Origin of the sequence: Pseudoalteromonas denitrificans DSM 6059 (assembly GCF_900112265.1) — a bacterium.
Lineage (GTDB): Bacteria > Pseudomonadota > Gammaproteobacteria > Enterobacterales > Alteromonadaceae > Pseudoalteromonas > Pseudoalteromonas denitrificans.
Map to the genome: position 1 here is coordinate 121,645 of NZ_FOLO01000001.1, position 20,388 is coordinate 142,032.

Genomic DNA, 20,388 nt, shown 5'->3' on the forward strand with positions numbered 1-20,388 from the left:
CATAATGTAGCAATGAAGAAAGCGGCAATGAGATAATAAGGTATTGAGGTAATTAAGCATGGCATATAGTGATAAAGTGTTGGATCACGTTGAAAATCCAAGAAATGTAGGCGCATTTGATAAAAATGATCCTACTGTAGCAACTGGCATGGTGGGCGCACCTGCTTGTGGCGATGTAATGAAATTGCAACTTAAAATTTCAGATGAAGGTATTATCGAAGATGCTAAATTCAAAACGTATGGTTGTGGTAGTGCAATCGCATCATCTTCACTCGTAACTGAATGGGTTAAAGGTAAAACTTTAGACCAAGCTGCTGAAATTAAAAATACAGATATTACAGCTGAGCTAGAATTACCTCCTGTAAAGATCCACTGCTCAATTTTAGCTGAAGATGCAATTAAAGCAGCAATCGAAGATTATAAAAACAAGCACTAAAATTTAAGCTCTAAAATTAAGTTATAAGGCGAGACAAAAAGTATGGCTATTACAATGACAGACGCAGCAGCTGAACGTGTTAAATCATTTTTAGATAACCGTGGTAAAGGCATAGGTTTACGCGTTGGCATTAAAACGACTGGTTGTTCGGGCCTCGCCTATGTTTTAGAGTTTGTTGATGAACTAACTGAAGGTGATGAAACCTTTGAGCATAATGGTGTAAACGTCATAGTTGATGCTAAAAGCTTAGTTTATATAGATGGCACTGAATTAGATTTTGTAAAAGAGGGCCTCAATGAAGGTTTTAAGTTTATAAATCCTAATCAAAGTGGCGAATGTGGTTGTGGTGAAAGTTTCACTGTTTAATAAAAAGCTGGTTTGGTACTTTTTGTTATTAAGGCGCTATATTTAGCTGCCGGTGAAAGTTTGTTACTATTTGTTTTATCTCGCTTTTAAATTTAAAACACGTAGTAAAAAAAGCCTCATTTTTGAATTGAGGCTTTGTTGTTTTTATTAGGTTTAAGTTGTAGGTTATTAATGAAGTACTTTGCGCTATTTTCTTTACCAGTTGATTTTAATATTGATTTGGAATTATTAAATCAGGCCTATTTACAATTACAAAAAGCAGTACATCCTGATAAATATGCCCATAAAAGCAGCGCTGAGCAATTACTTGCAGTTCAAAAGTCAGCTCAAATAAATGATGCATTACATATTTTAAAGCACCCACTTAAACGTGCTGAATATATGTTATCTGAGCGCGGAATTGACATTAGAGCTGAACAACAAACATTACAAGACCCTATGTTTTTAATGCAGCAAATGGAATTACGTGAAGAGCTAGAAGATATAAAAGAAGCAAATGATCCTGACGCCGCAATATCTGCATTTGATAAACAAATAAAAAAAATTGATCTTGATTATCATACGCAGCTTAAAACGCTAATAGCGCAAACAGATATAGAACAGCTTCATCGTACGGCAGATGTGGTGCGTAAACTTAAATTCATTTATAAATTACGTGAAGAATTGGAAAGAGTTGAAGACTCTTTATTTGACGATTAATTAAACGTAACGACATTAAAGTGGCAGTATAATTATGGCATTATTGCAAATTGCTGAGCCGGGGCAAAGCGCGGCACCTCACCAACATAAGTTAGCAATTGGTATTGATTTAGGCACGACAAATTCACTTGTTGCAACCGTTCAAAGTGGTGAAGCAAAAACATTAGCAGATGAAAATAATCAAGTTATTTTACCTTCTGCAGTACACTATACTCAAGATGGCATTGAAGTAGGTGAAGGCGCATTTAAAAATGCAGCATTGGATGCTGAAAATACCCTTATTTCTGTTAAACGCTTTTTAGGTAAATCTAAAGCTGATATTGAAGTTGAATATAAGCAATTACCGTATAAATTAAGCGATGAAGGCGGTGTTTTTAGTATTGAAACTTGTCAGGGTTTGATCAATCCAATTCAGGCTTCCAGCGAGATTTTAAAGCACTTAAAACTGCGCGCTGAAAACTCTTTTGGTGGCGATGAAATAACAGGTGCAGTCATAACTGTTCCTGCGCATTTTGATGATGCTCAACGCCAAGGCACTAAAGATGCGGCTGAATTGGCTGGTTTAAATGTATTACGTTTATTAAATGAACCTACCGCTGCTGCTGTTGCTTATGGTTTAGACTCAGGTCAAGAAGGCATTATCGCCGTATATGATTTAGGGGGAGGGACTTTTGATATTTCAATTTTACGTTTATCTAAAGGTGTATTTGAAGTATTAGCAACAGGTGGTGATGCGAGTCTTGGTGGTGATGATTTTGATGCTTTATTAGTTGAGTATTTCAAGCAACAAACGAATCAAACACATCTAGAAGCTAAAACATTGCGTCTATTTATTAGCAAGGCTAAAGCGTGTAAAGAAGCATTAAGTCAGTATAAAACCGTAAATGTAGGCTTAGAAGTAGATGGTTTACCTCAAACGGTTACTGTTACGAAAGAATTTTTTAATGAACTTGCAACACCATTAATTAAAAAAACATTAAGAGCATGTCGTCGCGCCGTAAAAGATGCTGATATTTCAAATGAAGACGTGCTTGAAGTGGTCATGGTTGGCGGCTCTACTCGTATGCCAAGTGTACGTGAGCAAGTAGGGGCATTTTTTGAAAAACAGCCCCTAACGTCTATAGACCCAGATCAAGTTGTTGCAATTGGTGCTGCTATTCAGGCGGATATCTTAGTCGGTAATAAACCTGATTCAGATATGTTGTTATTAGATGTTTTACCTCTGTCTTTAGGTTTAGAGACTATGGGTGGGCTAGTCGAAAAAATAATTCCACGTAATACCACAATTCCAGTTGCTAGAGCGCAAGAATTTACCACATTCAAAGATGGCCAAACGGGCATGTCTTTATTGGTATTGCAAGGTGAACGAGAATTAGTAGATGATTGTCGTGCATTAGCTAAGTTTAGTTTAAAAGGCATTCCTCCAATGGCGGCGGGTGCTGCACATATTTTGGTGACATTCAAAGTAGATGCCGATGGTCTGTTAAGTGTTACAGCAATGGAAAAATCAACGGGTGTTCAAGCCGATATTCAAGTAAAACCTTCATTTGGTTTATCTGACGATCAAGTTGCACAAATGCTCAAGGACTCAATGAGTTTTGCGAAAGAAGATATGCAAGCACGTATGCTGACAGAGCAACAGGTTGAAGCATTAAGAGTAATAGAAGCAATTAATGCTTCTATGGCTGAATCAAAAGGTTTATTAACTGAAATCGAAAGTGTTGCTTTAACAACTGAAATTGAAAAGCTTGCTCAATTACGCGAAACAGCAACAAAACCAGATGAACTAAAATTAGGAATTGAAGCACTTGATAAAGCAAGTTCTGATTTTGCATCTCGAAGAATGGATGTTTCAATTAAAAAAGCACTGACAGGTCAGTCAGTAGACAAAGTTTAGTTTTGTTTTATTGTCATATAAATCGACGAGGTTTAATTTAAAATGCCACAAATTGTATTTTTACCCCATGAAGAGCTATGCCCTGAAGGTGCAGCAATTGAAGCTAAAAGTGGTGAAACCATATTAAATGTAGCGCTACAAAATGGTATATCTATTCCACATGCGTGTGAAAAGTCATGTGCTTGTACAACATGTCACTTAGTGATCAGGGAAGGTTTTGACTCATTAGAAGAGAGTGACGAATTAGAAGACGATATGCTAGATAAGGCTTGGGGTTTAGAGCCTGAATCTCGTTTAGGTTGTCAGGCATTAATTGCTGATGAAGACTTAATTGTTGAAATTCCAAAGTATAACTTGAATATTGTCAACGAAGATCATTAACCGATCTGTATTGTGATTCAGATCATGATACGGTAGAAGACATGTTTAAAAGCCAATAACAGCATTGTTATTGGCTTTTTATTATAAAATGAAGAAGTATCTCTGTATTATTTTAAGCTTTTTTTATAATTTACTCGCAGTTCTAACTCGCTCAATAAACTATTTTTATACCACCCCGTTTATAAGATAAGGAGCCTTCATAACGGTTTAAGTTATGCTGTAATTATAAAGATTTTCTTTATATTAAAATGACTTATTCTCATGTTTTTTATATTTTTAACTATACTTACAAGTCATCTTACTACAGTTGAATTTTTCGTTTGAGGAAAAGGGATTTATGCATAACTTGGATGAAAACCGCCATGGCGATAAAGGTCTTTTTAAAAAGCTAATAGTACAAGTCGATAAAATGAGTTTAACCTATAAGATATTATCTGGTTTTGCCATACCTGTTATCTTAATGATTATCGTCTCCAGTGTAGTTTACAACAGTACTACTGCACTCATAGAGACCTCTAACTGGGTTACACATACTCAGAAGGTGATAGCCAAAGGTCACTTACTGGAAAAATTGTTACTTGACATGGAAACTGGCGAAAGAGGTTTTTTAATCACAGGTAAAAATGAATTCTTAGAGCCATTTATTAATTCAGAAAAACAGTGGGATACACAAATTAATAGTACTAAAACACTTGTTTCTGATAATTTTTCACAGGTTAAAAAAGTAGAGTCTATTGATCTTAAGGCGAAACAATGGTTGAAATTAGCCGCAACGCCTGAAATGGCACTAAGACGAAAAGTAGTTTCAAATGCCATTAGTTTAGATCATTTACAGACTTTACTACAGAAAAAAACGGGGAAAAATATACAGGATGGTATTCTAAAAAAATTAGATGATCTAAATCACATTTTTTCAACTTCGCAAAATCAAATCGCCTCTAACTTACTTATTTCCATTTCTAAAGATATTGTAGATCAGGAAACTGGGGAGCGAGGTTTTTTGATCACTGGAGATGAAGACTTTTTGTCACCATATAAAGAAGGTCAATTAAACTATCAGGCACATATAAGTGAACTTAAATCCCTAATATTAAACTCGCCAAAAAAGTCCCAGGTAACGAACTTAATTAACAAAATAGAAATGTTAGCTAATCAGTGGGAAACAAAAGTTGCAACTCCTGAAATAGATATGCGCAGAACAATCAAAAATATTAAAAAAGCAGAAGCAGAACTTGAAAATATCGCAGAGGTTGTGTCAATAGGAATCGGAAAGAAAATTTTAGATGAGTTACGTAAAAACTTTAATATACTCAAAGATTTGTATATACGTTCTAATAATGAGAAAGCACAGCTATTGCTAACAATTCTCAGTAAGTCAATGGTCGACAGGGAGAGCGGACAGCGAGGTTATTTAATTACTGGAGAAGATAGGTTTCTACAATCCTATGAAGAAGGTAAACAAATTTTTGAATTTAATCTGCAATTAATAAAAAAAATAGCAGCGAACGCTTATGATGAGAAAGTTGTTTATCAATTGGTTGAGGAAATTGAAGTTGAAACAGCAAAGTGGCATAAGCTGGCTGCAAGTGTAGAAATTGATGCTCGAAGAGAGATAAATCAAACAGGGCTTTCACCAATGGAATATTTGCAGAAGATGCAGTCAAGTGTTTTAAATAGTGAGTATCTTCTTTCCATAAAAACGACTTTAAGTATTATTGATGCGATGTTTACTAAAAATACAGATATTTCAGGAAGGTTAATTTTATCAAACATGCATAATACCTTATATAAGCTTAAAACAACTTATTTACAATTTTCCTCAAATGGAGACCCAAGTTTACTAATACAATTTAATAAGCAAAGAAGAAAATTAACTAAACAAATTATTTCACTTTCATTTCACAGTAAGGCTTCTATTAGCGCAAAAGATTCATCTACACTAAAACAGCATATAGAAAACTTGTCATTAAACGCATCGACATGGTTTACGCAATCTATAGAGCCTAGGCTTCATTCTCGAAAAAATGCATTTACAAGTCGATCTTCGGCATTAAATCAAATACAACACGTTTTAAGAAAAGGCAGAGGAAAAAATATTCTTGATGATATTAGGCTACAGATTAACAATATGAATAAAAAAGCCATAGATGAAAAAAACTATCAGGTTTCTAATCTTATTTTACAAATTAGTAAGGCGATAGTAGATCAAGAAACTGGACAAAGAGGCTTTATTATCACAGGTCAAGAAGCTTTTCTGGAACCATATTATTTAGGTAATAAAAATTTATCATACTTGATCGCTGAACTTAAAAATAATGTTAACCAAGGTTTTAACAGTAAGGAAGTAATCGAAAAATTTAAAATTATTGAAGATGAAATAAAAAATTGGCGTCAGGTTGCTGCTGAACCAGAAATCAAACTTCGAAGATTGGTTAATCAAGGGGAAGAAAATTATATCAATCTTGTTCGTATAGCCAGTGAAAGTAAAGGTAAGAATATCCTAGAGAATATTCGGTATTTACAAAATGAGCTAAATAAAGACTTTTTAAAAGCAAAGCATATTACTGCTCAACGGCTTATTGTCTCTATTGCAAAAGACATTGCTGACATGGAAGCAGGGCAAAGAGGTTTTTTGATAACAGGGCAAGAAGAGTTTCTTCAATCTTATCAAAGAGGATTAGAAAGTCTTAAGCAACATACTTTTGAAATTAAAAATATTATTAACGCAAGTTCTGATATCTCAAAAATGCAAAGTGACATAGATTTATTAAGACAAAAAACAGTGCAATGGAAACTTGAGGCGGCTGAACCCGAAATCGCGTTGAGGAATACATTAAATAAAGCAGGAGCATCAATGGAAGATGTTACACGTTTAATTGAAAATGGAACGGGTAAAAAGATTATTGATTCTTTGCGTGAAGAAATTGCTCAGTTTATTCAAGTTGAAAAAGACTTGATTTTAGTCCGAACTTTTGAATCTCAACAAGCTGCATCAGATACTTTATATCAAGCAATTTTTGGTACCCTTAGCGCTGCTATAACTGCATTTTTTTCAGCTTTCATCTTATTAAAATCAATCCTTGGCTCTCTCACTAAGTTAAGTGATGCGACTAAGAAAGTAGCTACAGGCGACTACAATGCGAGAATAAAAATATATGGTCAGGATCAAGTTGCTGAACTAACAAACTCTTTTAATAGTATGACAAGCCAATTGGAAGAATCCAGTAGGGATATGAAAAGTTCAAAAAAAGACCTACAAATGCAAGCTGAGTTACTAGAAGAAAAAAATACACAACTGCTTCACACTCAAGGTGAACTTGAAAAAAATGCTGTAAAACTTGAGCAAACGAGTCAGTATAAATCCAACTTTCTTGCAACTATGAGCCATGAAATACGCACGCCTATGAATGGAGTATTGGGTATGCTTGGTTTATTAAAAAATACCGACCTTACTAGCGACCAGTTAAAAAAAGTTCAAGTGGCAAAAAGTAGTGCTGATGCTTTACTCACCATTATTAATGAAATTCTCGACTTTTCTAAAATTGAATCAGGTAAGCTAGAACTGGAAATACTCGACTTCAACTTGCGCAGCATGTTGGGGGATTTCTCTGAATCTATGGCAATACAAGCGCAGGAAAAAGGTCTGGAGATAGTATTAGATGTCACTAACATAGAAGAATCTATGGTCATTGGAGATCCTGGTCGCTTGAGACAAATTCTAGTTAACTTAGTGGGAAACGCAATTAAATTTACCCAAAATGGTGAGGTTGTTATTCATGCAAAAACCGAAAAAACAACCGATGATACTTTGTTATTTATTTGTAATATTGAAGATACGGGGATTGGTATTGAGCAGGAATATATAGGTAACTTATTTGAGGTATTTACTCAGGCTGATAGCTCAACCACACGGGAGTATGGTGGCACTGGGCTAGGACTTTCAATTAGTAAGAAGTTATGCGAATTAATGGATGGTCACATTAATGTAACAAGTATAAAGGGTCAAGGAAGCAAATTTGAAATATGTGTAAAACTAAAAAAAAGCCAGCGTTCTCAATTGGTAATACCTCAGGTAGATATTAGCCAATTACATTTATTAGTTGTTGATGATAATGCAACCAATAGGATGGTTTTACGTGGTCAGCTTGAATATTGGGGTGCAAAGGTAACCGAAGTTGACAGCGCTAAAAGTGCGTTGAATATGTGCCAACAACAAATTAGCTCTGGTGAGCCTTTGTATGATGTCGCATATTTAGATATGCAAATGCCACAAATGAGCGGAGCACAGCTAGCTGAACAAATACGTAGTAATAAGGCGTTCGATTCTATGAAGATGGTTATGATGACGTCAATTTCACATAGTGATGGACCTCAGTATTTTTCTGACTTAGGTTTTAGTGCCTTTTTTCCTAAACCAGTAACAACTTCAGATATATTTGACTCATTAAATATTGTGGTTGAAGGGGGGGAAACTTTAAAACAAGCTGGCGCTATAATAACCCATAATTATATTAATTCTCTCAAACATGAAAATAACGAACTTAGCCCAATAAGCGGCAGGTTTTTATTAGTGGAAGATAATATTATTAACCAGCAAGTTGCTTTAGGTATATTACAGGAATTTGGCTTTGAGGCAGATATTGCAGTCAACGGCATTGAGGCGTTACGATTGTTAAAAGAATCACTACCAGAGAGTCCTTATTCGTTAATTTTAATGGATTGTCAAATGCCTGAGATGGATGGTTATGAAGCAAGTAACTTAATAAGGGAGGGTAATGCAGGCTCTTATTATAAATCTATACCAATTATCGCGATGACAGCAAATGCGATGCAAGGTGATCGAGAAAAATGCATTCAAGTTGGTATGTCAGACTATCTGACTAAGCCAATTGAGCCTGATATGCTCCAACAAAAAATAGTTCATTGGTTGAAAGAAAGGCCTTCCAATGTTCTATCTATTAAACCACTGCAAGTTAAAAAAGAAGCAGAACAAGATAAGTATGTAACTGAGGAAAAACCCATTTGGGATAAAGCGTCGATGTCTAAGAGGGTGATGAATAATGATAAGTTAGTTAATAAACTTATTGTTTGCTTCTTAAACGAAATGCCTGACAGAATACATGAAATTGAATCCCTTAAAGTACAAAGTGATAGTGATACCTTGGGGATTATTGCGCATACAATAAAAGGCGTTAGCGCTAATTTAAGTGCAATGCATTTGGCGGATAAAGCAGAAATATTAGAGTTGGCGTGTAAGCAAAAAAACTGCATTAATTATTCACAGATGGTTGATGACTTAGTCACTTCATATACGCAATTAAAGCTAGTGCTTGAAAAATTTCAACTAGAAGAAAAAACAGAGCATAGACATAACTGAGCTAATAATGGACTTGAACCTATTGAAGATATCATTCGTTAAGGAGTTATGATAATAAAGTAAGTTCAATTCGGTTTGATCCTTTGTAAGGTTTTTTGTGTATTTCAAAAGTTATATTTAGAGTGTCAGTTGTCTAGGTAAGTCATACTTATACCCAAACTACTTCAAGGTGCAGAATCCAGCGTTTCACAGGGGCTTAATACTAAGGTGCAACTTTGCGAAATGGTGCATCTTTTTAAAAAGTTGGAACCTAGATAGTAAGTTTCTGTAAAATGGTTAAATCCTTGTTTTTTAGTGGTTTATTTGAGTTATTGACTTTGGCAAGGGAGTAACTATTATCGGCTATCAATGTCTTGCCTAAATCGTTATTAAATCTAACTGTATCTTTAAGTCGCTCAGGTATAAATATAAAGTTATAAAACCAGTTCACCTTAAAGCTAAAAAGTTACGCTAAATCAAGTGAGATTTATTATTAATTTCGTTAAGTCAGAGAAGATCAAGATGTTCGGTGTGAAATTAACTCAAGGTAATATGTTGATAGGCTTTTTCAGTATAAATAAATTGTCTTGAAAGCTGATACACGACTTTTTTACGGAATTATTTACTTTTTATAAGTTTATGTATTTTACTTTTATAAAAAGGATATCTTACGGTTAGCAAGCTATCCTTTGTAAAACCCATTAATAAGTTTAGTTTTCAAGATTTGATTAATCGTCTTGTTCTAGCGATAAATAGTAAGCCGATTAACCAAAATATATTCAAACTACCACTTGCGTTCTTTTTAACGGGAATAACTGGTACAGGTGTTGGGCCTGGTGATGCTGTATGTGTAGTGAGTAAAGCCATCATTTGGGTTTCATTGTCTAAATAGGCAATAAAATCTACGATGTTATCGGCATTGACATCTGCAGGAATAATTAAACTTGATGCTGAAATAAGCACTACTCCATCCTGACTAAATTCAGTTTCACCTGAACTTTGATAAGTTGTAGCGATGCCTTGTGCATCAGTCACTTGCATATCAGTTTTACCATCTCCATCAGTATCTAAAATTTTAATCGTTAAAGCATTTTCATTATGAAATAAAGTTATTGTATCTTGGCTATTAGCATATAGTTTTCCAGTAATTTTAGCGCCTAGTTCAAATATTATTGTATTATTACCACCAGCTAAATCAATGGGCCCATTAATTTTGGCACTTGAAGAAATCGTAATTGTATCGTCTCCTTCGGAGCCTTTTATTGCAGTGCTGCCATTACCTTCAGTTAGAATAGTCCCGTTAATTAATAAAGTAGAGGCGGAATCAATAAGAATAGCGGTACTATCTCGCCCATGCATTTCTAATAAAGCATCAGTTTCAAGGGTGAAATTGACAGTATCTAAAATGATGCTTGAAAGATCATGACCATAAGAGGCCAGTGAAGGCACATTATGAGTGACAGGGGTACAAGTTTGGGCACCCATGGCATTGGTGGTACATTGATTAAAGTCATATCCTCCTGTTGTTTTACCTGATGGTGTTATTGCAAAATTTGGCATAGATATATTGAGCGATGTTGTTCTTACATTTGCACCTGTACATTGTAACCCACTCGCATCAACATCATCGGAACAAGTACCATCGGCAAAAAAGGCTAAAGAGATTTGTCGATCTAAATTCCAAAGGTAGTTTACGGCGCTTTCATCATTTATAACCGGAGTTTGAGTGACATCAATAACATAATAAACATCAAGTAAAGGACTGTGAAATATAGAGCTCGTATACCCAAAAATGGAACCCGAATGCCCCACCATAACAGAGCCATTTAATGCAGACTCAAAGTCATAAATAGCCAAACCATAATTAGCGGGCAAGCCACCAACAGAACCTGGCACAGTATCATGTAATCGTTGCGCTTGTATTTCAGGTGTTAATAGGCCATTTTTATTACTTGCAAGTTGTCGGATCCATTGAATTTGATCTGGTATATTTGAGATAATAGCGCCGGCAGAATTAGGCACGTCAGGGCTAACATGAGTGAAATAAGTTTCATAGGTATTATTAATGCTGGGTGTTAGAGAAGATGAGCCTGTAATTGGTCCGCCATCGACAACGGTCACATATCCATCAGCGAATGGTCGATTAAACTCTGTATTTGTCGGAAATATAGTGTCATTTAGTCCCATTGTCATCATGATGCGAGATGTAATGACTTCGCCAATGGTCAGTGTGCACTCAGGTTGATCCATACAAGATATTTTACGTGCGATTTCACCTAATAATACAAAATTACTATTGGAGTAACTCATGCCACTGGTTCTGTCCATGTTATTGGTTTGAGCTATTAATTGTTTTGCAGTTGCAGATGTAAGCCCATGTTCTATTGCCCACTGATCTAATACTGTACGATCAGCGACACCATCAAGTGCGGGAGCAACGAGGTAATCAGGAATACCACTGGTCATTTGTAATAAATGTTTAATGGTAACTTGGTTGGCATTGGGAACGCCAAAATCTGGTAACCAAAATTCTAAGGTATCATTGAGGCTTATTTTGCCTTCTTGCACCATTTGTAAAATAACCGTACCAGTGAATGTTTTGGTTTCACTGCCGATCCTAACTTGATCATTTACCAACATAGTTGAAGTTGGACATGTCATTCCTGATGTATTAAAAAGTGGGTCACAGTTGGCAACACCTTGCCAAAGTATTTCGCTGTTTGTTACAACGGCAGCTGCAACTGCAGGTATGGTTGAGGCATCTTGTTCTACCTCTAAGCTCACTTGACTGATCACTGAAATATCAGGTTGTCCAGATGCAAAAACCGTGGATGAAAAAGCTAACCAGCTTAATGTAGAAATAGATTTTTTTAGTATAGATTTACTTTTTTTTTGTCGCATTATTAGTCCTTAATTGGCGGTTTTTTAAATAGCTAAAACAGATTAAATAAACAGCGATATATTTGTACCTAAAATCTAATGTTAAAGGTTGATTTTCCTAATCGTAGACCATATTTTTCAATATTCAAGTATAAAATCAAAGATTTATGAGATACCTAAAAAAGGTAAAAATATATTAAATTATTTAATGACATGCTTATGAACTGTGTTATATTTCATCAACAATAATAAATACATGGAAGTAAATTGTGGTGACAAATCAGCAAATCAGCTCTGAACTTCATAAAAAAAATATTGAAAATATATTGCCGTTAACGTCACTACAAACGGGCATGTTGTACCATGATTTAGTTGAACGAGAACAAGGTAAAAGTGGCAAGTCTTATAACCAGCAATTAAGCTTTAGGATCAGCGGACCACTGAATAAAATTGCTTTTGAATTGAGCTGGCAACAGTTAATAAATAGGCATGCAGCGCTTCGAACTGTGTATAAACATGATAAAGCAGCAGAGCCTATGCAAATAGTCTTACGCAAACGAAATTTTACTCTCCATTATATCGATTTAAGTGCTTTAAATAATATTCAACAACAAGAACAATTACATATAAATATTAAACAAGATCGTGCCTTAGGGTTTGATATTGAAAACGAATTATTGTTACGTCTGACTCTAGTTAAAATAAGTCCAAAAGAACATTGGGTATTATGGTCCTTTCACCACATCGTACTTGATGGTTGGTGTATTACCCCTTTGCAGCAAGAGCTATTTTCTTTTTATGAACATAATCTAAAAAATACACAAACGCATCTTTCTCCTGCACCCGCTTATAGTGACTATGTTGAATGGATCCGACGCCAAGATTTACATTTAGGATTCTGGCATCAGCAACTTAAAGGTTTCTATGATGTAACTTCGCCACCCTTAGCCATTTTTCAACAAGCTGTCAATCAGAACAAAGATGAACAACCGGGGTATAGTATTGTTACTGCGCGAGTTCAAGGTAAAACCTATCAAAAAATGCAAGCTTTAGGTCAGAAAACAGGTGCAACATTAAGTACGCTTATTCATGCTATTTGGGGAATTTATCTTGGTAAAGTTAATGACTGTAACGATGTTGTTTTTGGTAGTGTTCAGTCAACGAGACCTATGGCGCGTGGTCAATTTGATAACCTTATAGGCTTGTGTATAAATACGATTCCATGTCGAATTAAATTTAATCAGACGTCTAACTTTTATCAAATAGCCAAACAAACTCAAGACGATTTTTTAGGTTATATAGAACATGGCACTACTGGACTTAGTGATATTAAAGAGCAATGCTCTACCTCTAAGTCATTATTTGATCATTACATTGCATTTGAAAACTACCCTGCCATTGACCAAGATTCTGAGGGTAGGGAAGTGCTCTCTAAAGATTTATACGCAGATCAAATGACGGCTTTTATGCCAACGTCTTATCATTTTCATTTGTCGGTATTTCCTGCTAAAGATGAACTTGAAATTGCATTTAAATATAAAGCTCACTATGTTGAAGCTGAAAATATTGAGTCGATTGCACAAAGTTTTATCCAGTTAGCTGAATGTCTGGTAACTCAACCTGAATGTGCAGTCAATAACATTCCATTATTAAACGACAGACAACAATACATAATAAAACAGCATTCGCAAGGGGCTAAAAAAATAGTAAATAGTAATAATGTGATTGAGTTGTATCAGAAGAATATTAACAAGATTAAGCATCAACAGGCCTTGGTTGATACACACTTTAGCTTAACCCATGAGCAATTGGATAATGCTTCAAATAGACTTGCGCAATCAATTGTAAGCTCTGGTTATGATGGTCCCGTTGCTCTATTAGGGTATGCATCAGCACAAATGGTAATTGCCATGTTTGCCTGTTTAAGGTTAGGCATCGCTTATATTCCCCTTGATCCAAGTAATCCTATAAAACGTACTCAGGCTATTTTAACAGCTGCAAAAGCAAAATTAGTGATAAGTAATATCAGTGAAAAAACAAGCGTAGATCATGTGTTATTTAATCATGATGGTTGCAGAGCAATTTATATTGATATGAATGAATTGCAATCTTTAAAAGAGCCTAACTCTGACACTTTTGTTAATAAAGCTCAAATAGACTCAGACGCATATATTATTTTTACCTCAGGCTCTACTGGTGAACCTAAAGGGGTACCAGTAAAACAAAAAGCTTTGCTTAATTATATTTTGTGGAGTCAAGATAAGTTTTCATTAGATGCCGCTGATAGCAGTATTTTGCTCACATCATTTTGCTTTGATCTTGGCTATACAGCTCTGTTTGGTAGCTTAATATGGGGCGGTACTTTACATATTGCTAATGAACAGCAACGTAGAGATCCTAATTGGCTGAATCATTATTTAGTAAAAAATCCTATTAGCTTCATAAAAATAACACCTTCATACTTACATATGTTGATAAAAACAGTGGGGGCTCAGCAATTATTTAACAATAGTAAACTGAAAAGTTTGATCTTAGGTGGTGAAGAGCTTGACTATGCTGACCTTGAAGCTTTACATCGATATCAACCTTTGTTGAATATTTATAATCATTATGGTCCAAGTGAAAATACCATAGGTTGTAGTGCACATTTTTTGACTGACACTGACTTTATTAGGCAACAGCAAGTGATAGGTGAACCTGCTTTTAATGTGCAAAATTATGTCTGTGGTTCTGATATGGCACTATTGCCTGCATATGTTGAAGGTGATTTATATCTGGGTGGAGAGCAGTTAATCAACTCGTATCTAGATAAAAAAAACAATTCAGGTCGACTGGTAACTTGCTTTGAAATAGATAATAAAAAACTTTATAAAAGTGGTGATAGGGCATATAGAGATCATAAGGGGTTATTGGTTTTTTCTGGCAGAGAGGAACAAAGTTGTAAAATTGACGGTTATAGAGTTGATTTAAAATCAATTCAACGAATTTTGATTGAACATGATCAAATTAAAGATGCTTTGGTAACACATTTTAAAGACAAAGATAATCTGAGCAAAATTATTGCTCTTTTAATCCCAGAAGCAAGCTACACAATCACATTAGAATCTTTAAGGGACTGGCTGAGCAATCAATTACCTTCATATATGTTACCGTCTGAACATATCATGGTATCGCGCTTTCCTATTACAGCTAATGGTAAATTAGATCAGAAAAAACTTACCGAATTCTGGCAGCATAGCTTCCAATCTTCAGTCGATAATTCAGCGAATAAACCGATTAATCATACAGAATTTGTATTGCTTAAAATATGGCAGAAAATTTTATTTCGTGATCATATTAGCATTAATGACGATTTTTTTGCGCTTGGAGGTCATTCAATTAAAGCCATTCTATGCCTTGGTGAAATGCGAAAGCAATTGTCGATTGAGTTACCCATTCAGAGTATTTTTAATAACCCTACAATAAGCAAGTTGGCCAAACTTATTAATCAGAAACGGTATGATATGAGTGCCGATAATCAGCAACATGTTTTATTACCTCTAGATATCAGGCACAAAAAAGCACAGCAAGTCGTTTATTGTTTGCCACCAGCAATCGGTACACCAACAATTTATAAAGAACTTTTTATGGCGTTAAACTTACCACTCAATGCATATGGTTTTCAATGTGGTGGTTTTATGTCTGAAGATTCAAACGCGCTGTCACTTGAGACGCTAGCCGATATAGCTGCCGAGCAAATTAGCGAACATTATCAAGGCATAAAACAACAAAGTAATGCACTGATTATGGCCTATTCTTTTGGTGGAATATTAGCTTTGGAAGTTGGCAAAAGATTAGAAACAAAAGGCATTAAATTACCTATGGTTTTGATTGACGCCAGCTTGAGTCAAAATCAAGATGTGACTCAGTACTCACTTACAGCCCTTAAAGAAAACAGTTATTGGCGAGGCGTAATTGGTATTTTGGAAGAGAGTTGTAGTGAAGCGCAGTTTGATAAAATTACACAGGGTGCTGTTAATAATCAGCAGCGTATGTTGCGTTATTTAAATACTCACGAACAAGATTTGAAATTGATCAACTCTCCTTTGGTTTGCATTGAAGCTAATGCAAACCTAGCGTCTGCAAGCATGATTGATTTTGCTAATAAAACGTCTCAAAAAATCTTAGTTTTGAAAACGCCTGGTGATCATTTTAGTATTTTTCAGCCACCTAACATCGAGATTTTATTGGAAAATTTAAGAGATACATTAAAAGACTTTTTAGAGGAAGCAAGTTTGGAGGTGCTTTCATGAAAAAATAAGAAAGCTGTAATAAAAAATCGTCAGCAAACTGTTTTACTGTAATCAGGTAGTTTCGCTGTTCTTTATAAATTTATTGTTATTACCCAAGTTATCTCGAGATGAACTTAATTGCGCTCTTTATATGATTTGGATGATAGGCCAAGTTGATTTATGTCTCCCTTAGTGGAAATAACTTTATTAATTTGGAATTACGCTCATTTTGATGAAATTAAAAGGAACCGATCATGACTAAAGTAACAACAGATAGCGAAGCTACAAAAAAAGAAACACAAAAAAAAGCACCCACAAAAAAAGAGGCTGCTAAAAAGACCGCAGAACCAGTTAATGAGACACAAACTGAAGCGCAAACCCCGATTGCGATAGATAAGGCCATTCCTCAGGCAATTATTGAAAAGTATAGCAAATGGTCATTCGGAGCGGGTCTTATCCCTGTGCCAGCAATTGATTTGGTTGCACTTACAGCTATTCAATTAAAGATGGTTGCTGAAATAGCAGAAGCTTACGGTGAATCATTTAGTGAAAACCGTGTTAAGTCGGTTGTAACAGCGTTACTAGGGGGTGCCATACCTCAAACATTAACAACTGGCGGGATCAGCTCAACACTTAAGGCGATTCCAATATTTGGCTCTGTCGTTGGTATGGCAACTATGCCTTTAATATCAGCTGCTGCAACTTATGCCATAGGTGCGACTTTCATTAATCACTTTGAAAGCGGCGGAACCTTACTTGATATCAACCTCTCAGATATGAAAGAAAGCGTTAAAGAAAACATTAAAAAGTATAAAAATAAGAATAAAAAACTAGTTGAAGAAGCTAAAAATGAAGTAACGGAAGAAGAAAAAGCGGCTACTGAAGACGCTTAATATCCTGTTTAGGTATTAACTTAAACCGGTAGTACTTTTAATTTCTGCCGGTTTTCATTGTTATTTAATTAACAGGAACTTTTGATGACGATAATAATTGTTTTTTTCTATATCGCGCTATGTTTTTATGCAGGTTTCGCTGGGAGAAATAGCACTATAGGGCCTATAGGATATTTTCTTTTAGCTTTTTTACTGAGTCCTGTTTTGGTGCTAATTTTTTTAGTTATTTGCCAAATAGGATCAACTAAAAATTGCAGCCGTAACTTAGAGCAGAACAATCGTACCATTGACAATTAAACTACTATTTATTGAGTTACCCCGTACATGAATGTTTTTGAACTTGTAAACCGGGAATTGAGAATCGATAAGAAGAAATTCTTTACGCTTGCTTGTATTTCCGGCTTAGCTAATGCCGCCGTATTAGCTGTTATTAATACTTCTGCTCAACATGTCTCTGATAAAGAAGACACTTTATATTATCTGGCTATTTTTGTAGTCATAGTGGCTATTTATGTGGTTGCACAAAAGCAGCTCATGTTTGCTGCAACGGCCCATGTTGAACAAGCTATCAACAATTTACGATTAAAATTGGTTGAAGATATTAGGCGAAGTGAGCTCAGTACAATAGAAAAAATAGGTAAAGAAGAAATCTATACTATTATCAGCAAAGAATTACAGACTATGTCACAGGCATCTACTTTATTTGTGATTGTTGGCCAGGCCAGTGTTCTGATATTCTTTACCATGATTTATATTGCTTGGCTATCTTTGGCTGCATTTATTCTCACAATCTTTTTTGTTTCCATTGGGGCTGGTTTGCATTTATTACGCTCTCGTGAAGTGAGGGGCTACCTTAAAAAATCTTTTGATAAAGAAAACCAGTTGGTTACGCGTTTGTCAGATTTACTCGATGGCTTCAAAGAAGTGAAGCTAAGTAGTAAAAGAGCCGATGATCTTGAGAAACAAATATTTAAACTATCAGATGAAGTTGCTGAAACTAAAATAAAAACGCAAAGCATTTATTCAAGTGACTTTGTAATGTCACAATCAACATTTTTTGTATTGACGGGATCTATGGTTTTCTTTGTTCCTATTTTATCCTCTGTTTATCCTGATGTTGTTATGAAAGTGACTACTACCTCGCTATTTTTAATTGGTCCTATTTCAAATATTGTCAGTGGGATTCCGATATTTGCTAATGCAAATGCAGCTATTCGTAATGTGATTGAATTGGAGGAAAAGCTTAAGTCTAATATTCCATGCCACCAAGAAGAAGCGGCAGATCAACTGCCGCAAAATTTTGCGACAATTACTTTAAGCAAATTGCATTTCACCCATGCCGACAACGGTAATGGAGGTGATAAATCATTTGCTGTAGGTCCAATTGATTTTACTATTAAGAAAGGGCAAACAATTTTTATTACTGGTGGAAATGGGAGCGGAAAAACAAGTTTTATCCGATTATTAACAGGTTTATATCCTGCTGATGGCGGCACAATTAATGTTGACCGCAGGCCAGTAAATAATAATAACCTGGAAAGTTACCGTAATTTGTTTTCTGCGGTCTTTTCTGACTTTCATTTGTTTCAGCATTTTTATGGTATGGGAGAAGTTGATTTTGAAGAAGCAAATTCTTGGCTGAATTACTTGGAAATGTCGCATAAAGTGAGCATTAAAAATCAAGGTTTTAGTACGACAAGGCTTTCGACTGGACAACGTAAGCGATTGGCTTTATTGGCTACAGCATTAGAAAGTAGGCCTATTTGTATTTTTGATGAGTGGGCTGCGGATCAAGACCCTGGTTTTAGAGACAAGTTTTATACCGAAATTTTACCCAGATTGAAAGCGCGAGGCCAAACTATAATCGCTATTACTCATGATGATAAATACTTTCATCTTGCTGATACACATATGAAAATGGTAGATGGCATGTTATTACCTTCAAACGGTATCAGTAAGGAGGTAATTACTCATGCAGGTTAATCTTATGCCAGGGCTTGTGCCCTTAATTGTTTTAATTTTGGGTCTTATCATCAGTTTAATTTATTACTGGGTACGACGTTATCCTGAGCGTTATGCCATAACGCGTTTTTTACATAGAAATAAAGCGCAACTTTTATTGAGTACTTTGTGTTTTATCTTACTTGGATTAGTGTTAATTCCTGTGATTTTTATTCCCGTACCATATGGTCATTCAGCTGTGATTTGGGCTAGGTTTCAAGGCGGTACCTTGATGAATGTTCATCTTGATGAAGGGACTTTACTGGTCATGCCTTGGGACAGAGTATATATCTATTCCACGCAATATAAGGTGTTGGAACATGAATTTGAAGCGGCTACGAAAAATGGGTTATCGATACGGATCAATACAGTTATCCGTTATCGCGTAAAGGAAAGTACCTTATCGCATTTACATGTCAATGTGGGTGAAGATTATGTTAATCGTTTGCTATTACCTGAAATTGGCTCTCGGGCACGTATAGAAATAGCCAAACATACTGCTGAGGAAGTGTATGCAACACAACGCCTAGATGTGCAAAATAAAATATCAAAATCCCTCCAAGGAGATGTAGGTTTATCCGGTCAGTCAACATGTATGAATAAGAACAAAAATGTCGATGTTAATTGTAAATCCTCTGATTATATTGAGCTGCAAGAATTTTTGATTCGAGAGATAGTGCTACCTGAAGGGATCCATGAAGCAATCGTCAGAAAAATAGAAAAAACGTATCTCAGAGATGAATATGAAACTCGAATAGAGATAGCGACTAAAGAAGCCGATCGTAAACTTGAAGAAGCTAGGGGGATCGCTGGATTTCAAGAAATTGTTAAAAAAGGTATTTCGGAAACTTACCTACGTTGGCGAGGCATTGAAGCAACATTAGATTTAGCGAAATCAAATAATGCCAAAGTTGTGGTTATTGGTGGTGGTCGTGATGGATTGCCTATTATTCTAAATACTGAAAGCACTCACTCTGTGCAAAATGATAATTCTAATTTAGAAAAAGCACTTAATGACAAAACAAAAATACAAAACGCAGTTCAAGTCGTTAAAGGTGTAACGAGTAAAGTTAAAGGTGATGATCAGCAAGTCAAAAAAGATGTCAAAGCTGACGATGAAAGGGTGATCCAGTTTAACTAGCACTCTGCATGCAAAGTAACCTGTAAGTGAAATTAATAATATAGAAGATGTTGAATAACAATAAATA

11 protein-coding genes are annotated in these 20,388 nt (G+C 35.3%); 10 read left to right on the top strand and 1 reads right to left on the bottom strand.

The features are described 5' to 3' along the window. Window positions 1–58 precede the first annotated feature (58 nt). The 6 genes from iscU (at window position 59) to BM088_RS00530 (ending at window position 9,156) form a co-directional block, all read left to right on the top strand. Window positions 59–436 carry a Fe-S cluster assembly scaffold IscU gene (gene iscU / locus BM088_RS00505; protein ID WP_091978756.1) on the top strand — a complete coding sequence of 126 codons (378 nt, stop codon included), beginning with the start codon at window positions 59–61 and terminating at the stop codon, window positions 434–436. 42 nt (window positions 437–478) lie between these two features. Next, a complete protein-coding gene (iscA, locus tag BM088_RS00510) occupies window positions 479–802 on the top strand; it encodes an iron-sulfur cluster assembly protein IscA (RefSeq protein ID WP_091978758.1) in 324 nt (107 codons plus the stop codon). Window positions 803–973: 171 nt separating this feature from the next. Then, window positions 974–1,501, top strand: a complete 528-nt coding sequence (hscB, locus tag BM088_RS00515; protein ID WP_091978760.1) for a co-chaperone HscB — start codon at window positions 974–976, stop codon at window positions 1,499–1,501. A 34-nt stretch (window positions 1,502–1,535) separates the two neighbouring features. Beyond that, window positions 1,536–3,398, top strand: coding sequence for a Fe-S protein assembly chaperone HscA (gene hscA, locus BM088_RS00520; protein WP_091978762.1), 1,863 nt, complete (start codon window positions 1,536–1,538; stop codon window positions 3,396–3,398). Window positions 3,399–3,440: 42 nt separating this feature from the next. Continuing rightward, window positions 3,441–3,779 (top strand): ISC system 2Fe-2S type ferredoxin, encoded by a 339-nt coding sequence (gene fdx, locus BM088_RS00525; protein WP_091978764.1) that lies wholly within the window; start codon window positions 3,441–3,443, stop codon window positions 3,777–3,779. Window positions 3,780–4,116: 337 nt separating this feature from the next. After that, window positions 4,117–9,156, top strand: a complete 5,040-nt coding sequence (locus BM088_RS00530; protein WP_091978766.1) for a CHASE3 domain-containing protein — start codon at window positions 4,117–4,119, stop codon at window positions 9,154–9,156. Window positions 9,157–9,852: 696 nt separating this feature from the next. Here BM088_RS00530 and BM088_RS00535 read toward each other — a convergent pair. Continuing rightward, complete coding sequence (locus BM088_RS00535; protein ID WP_091978768.1) at window positions 9,853–12,036, bottom strand: serine hydrolase domain-containing protein; 2,184 nt, start codon at window positions 12,034–12,036, stop codon at window positions 9,853–9,855. 251 nt (window positions 12,037–12,287) lie between these two features. Between BM088_RS00535 and BM088_RS00540 the strand changes: the two genes are divergently transcribed. From BM088_RS00540 to BM088_RS00555, 4 genes are all read left to right on the top strand, one after another. Next, complete coding sequence (locus tag BM088_RS00540) at window positions 12,288–16,307, top strand: non-ribosomal peptide synthetase (RefSeq protein ID WP_143085019.1); 4,020 nt, start codon at window positions 12,288–12,290, stop codon at window positions 16,305–16,307. A gap of 233 nt (window positions 16,308–16,540) precedes the next feature. After that, complete coding sequence (locus BM088_RS00545; protein WP_091978772.1) at window positions 16,541–17,179, top strand: YcjF family protein; 639 nt, start codon at window positions 16,541–16,543, stop codon at window positions 17,177–17,179. Window positions 17,180–17,503: 324 nt separating this feature from the next. Continuing rightward, window positions 17,504–19,162, top strand: a complete 1,659-nt coding sequence (locus tag BM088_RS00550) for a cyclic peptide export ABC transporter (protein WP_091978774.1) — start codon at window positions 17,504–17,506, stop codon at window positions 19,160–19,162. Continuing rightward, window positions 19,152–20,321: a prohibitin family protein gene (locus BM088_RS00555; protein ID WP_091978776.1), complete on the top strand. Its 1,170-nt coding sequence runs from the start codon at window positions 19,152–19,154 to the stop codon at window positions 20,319–20,321. Before BM088_RS00550 ends, BM088_RS00555 begins: the two co-directional genes overlap by 11 nt. The last annotated feature ends 67 nt before the right edge of the window (window positions 20,322–20,388 follow it).

What these genes read in the sequence shown, in the direction of transcription:
- iscA (WP_091978758.1), top strand. Translation starts at nt 479, where the DNA reads ATGGCTATTACAATGACAGACGCAGCAGCTGAACGTGTTAAATCATTT.
- BM088_RS00550 (WP_091978774.1), top strand. Translation starts at nt 17,504, where the DNA reads ATGAATGTTTTTGAACTTGTAAACCGGGAATTGAGAATCGATAAGAAG.
- iscU (WP_091978756.1), top strand. Translation starts at nt 59, where the DNA reads ATGGCATATAGTGATAAAGTGTTGGATCACGTTGAAAATCCAAGAAAT.
- hscB (WP_091978760.1), top strand. Translation starts at nt 974, where the DNA reads ATGAAGTACTTTGCGCTATTTTCTTTACCAGTTGATTTTAATATTGAT.
- hscA (WP_091978762.1), top strand. Translation starts at nt 1,536, where the DNA reads ATGGCATTATTGCAAATTGCTGAGCCGGGGCAAAGCGCGGCACCTCAC.
- BM088_RS00535 (WP_091978768.1), bottom strand. Translation starts at nt 12,036, where the DNA reads ATGCGACAAAAAAAAAGTAAATCTATACTAAAAAAATCTATTTCTACA.
- BM088_RS00555 (WP_091978776.1), top strand. Translation starts at nt 19,152, where the DNA reads ATGCAGGTTAATCTTATGCCAGGGCTTGTGCCCTTAATTGTTTTAATT.
- BM088_RS00545 (WP_091978772.1), top strand. Translation starts at nt 16,541, where the DNA reads ATGACTAAAGTAACAACAGATAGCGAAGCTACAAAAAAAGAAACACAA.
- fdx (WP_091978764.1), top strand. Translation starts at nt 3,441, where the DNA reads ATGCCACAAATTGTATTTTTACCCCATGAAGAGCTATGCCCTGAAGGT.
- BM088_RS00530 (WP_091978766.1), top strand. Translation starts at nt 4,117, where the DNA reads ATGCATAACTTGGATGAAAACCGCCATGGCGATAAAGGTCTTTTTAAA.